Here is a 1,820-nt window from a genome sequence, read left to right as displayed (position 1 = left end):
ACTCCCTCAGTTTAATACGATTTTCTTACGAATGCTCGCTTATTCGCAGGATTTCATAACCCTTGATATAAGAGTTAACGATTAAATGAAATGATTTCAGATCATTTTGGCTTCGTGAAGGCATAGTTAAATAAAGGAGTTAGTTACCACTCCATATTTTACCATATAATGTACATCTCCACGCCGCCCCTGGAGGCTTTCCCTCCCATGTCTCAACGGGTCATTTGCCCTATCATTCCTTCGTCATGCCTATCCAAGGGGTGGAGGCCAGTTATGCTAACGGAATGGGTCTGTGCCCTTAGGTTGAAGAAATCTGGTACTCCGTACATATTTGAAATCCTACGAATAAGCCAACATTCGGTTAATATTAGTGCCTTATATATATTTGGATGTCACTTTTAAAGAAAACGAATAATATACTAAGAAACTGTTAGTATTACGCTGCTAATGGTGATAAATGTTGGAGTTTATCAGGACAATAGGACTCATTTCGTCGTGCTATTCCAACAAAAATCCTAGCCAACTTGCCAATTAATTTCATAATGGATTTCATTTTCTTGATTTTTTTTACCTTAACATTATGAGAATGTAATGCTTTAAATTCTGGGTTGTTCATCACAAGGCTCATTGTCGCTAAGTAAAGGAATCGCCGTAATCTGGATCTTCCCCGTTTAGAAATAACAATTTGACCTTTCCACTTTCCAGAACTTGCTTCAGCTAGGTGCAATCCTGCATGGCGAAGTAAAGAATTTCCGTGGGAAAAACCGCTTAAATCTCCAGCTTCACCTAATATACCAGCTAAGGAAATTTCACTAATTCCTTTAATGGTAAGTAATTTCTTAGCGAAAGGAATTTTATTTAATACATCAGTAACTTGTTTTTCAACTCTTTCGAGTTGTATTACAGCTAAATCATATTCCTCCAATAATTGTTCCAAATGAAACTTATAAGCATCGAGTGCTTGTCTGGTGCCAATTGACTTCCTAGCTAGATGAAGGAGTAATAGGGCCTTTTTCAATCCAGGCTGTCTTTTCATTATTGATTTCCAACCTGTAATAACATCATGAGGCTGCATAGTTTCTAATTCCATTGGGGTTGGGAATAATCGAAGGGTTGCGATTGCCCCTTTAGATTTAATATCTTTGAATACTTGTCGTAGTTCTGGGAAAACAATATCTACCCAACGATTTAATTGATTAATAGAACTGACGAGGCGTTTAACAACTACATCACGGTTAGACATAAGAACCCTAAGTTTTTCGAATGATTCCGATGTGTACCTAACTTCAGAGTAGTAACCGTTCTTTACCATATCTGCAATAACTAAGGCATCTTTTTTATCACTTTTTGATTGAGTATTATCACGATTTTCTTTATTCCTTTTTACTAAATGTGGGTTTACAGTTACGACCTCAATATGTTGTTTAAAAAGCCATTTTGAAAGATTAATCCAGTAATGTCCAGTTGGTTCCATCCCAACAATAATTTCATCTAAGTTGTTTAATCTTTGAAGATCTTTAATCCATTCAAGTAAACTAGCAAATCCTTCTTCATTATTTTTGAATGTCAGGGGATCTCCAACTACAATTCCACGGAAATTTACGGCTCTGGCCACGTGAAATTGTTGAGCAATATCCACGCCAACAACAAGATGTTTGACGGAAATTCTTTCTATTAGTTGATTTTGTTTGTTTTGCATTTTAAACTTCATAGTAGGGTTCCTCCTAAAGTTGTGAGTTAGAGTGGTGTCTATACTCATATCTTACTGAGGAGCCCTATTTTTTTCAAAGTTGAAAAATAACGATCTACAGGAATGCTAA

Annotated in this window: 1 protein-coding gene; it reads right to left on the bottom strand. The window is 36.2% G+C overall.

Translation table 11 applies throughout. The features are described from left to right. Positions 1 to 436: 436 nt before the first annotated feature. On the bottom strand, positions 437 to 1,711 hold the full coding sequence (locus COD92_RS29700) for an IS110 family RNA-guided transposase (protein ID WP_098532369.1): 1,275 nt from the start codon (positions 1,709 to 1,711) through the stop codon (positions 437 to 439). Between the last annotated feature and the right edge of the window lie 109 nt (positions 1,712 to 1,820).

The sequence above is a fragment of the Bacillus sp. AFS037270 genome (genome assembly GCF_002585305.1).
This window is presented reverse-complemented; position numbering and strand designations above follow the sequence as displayed.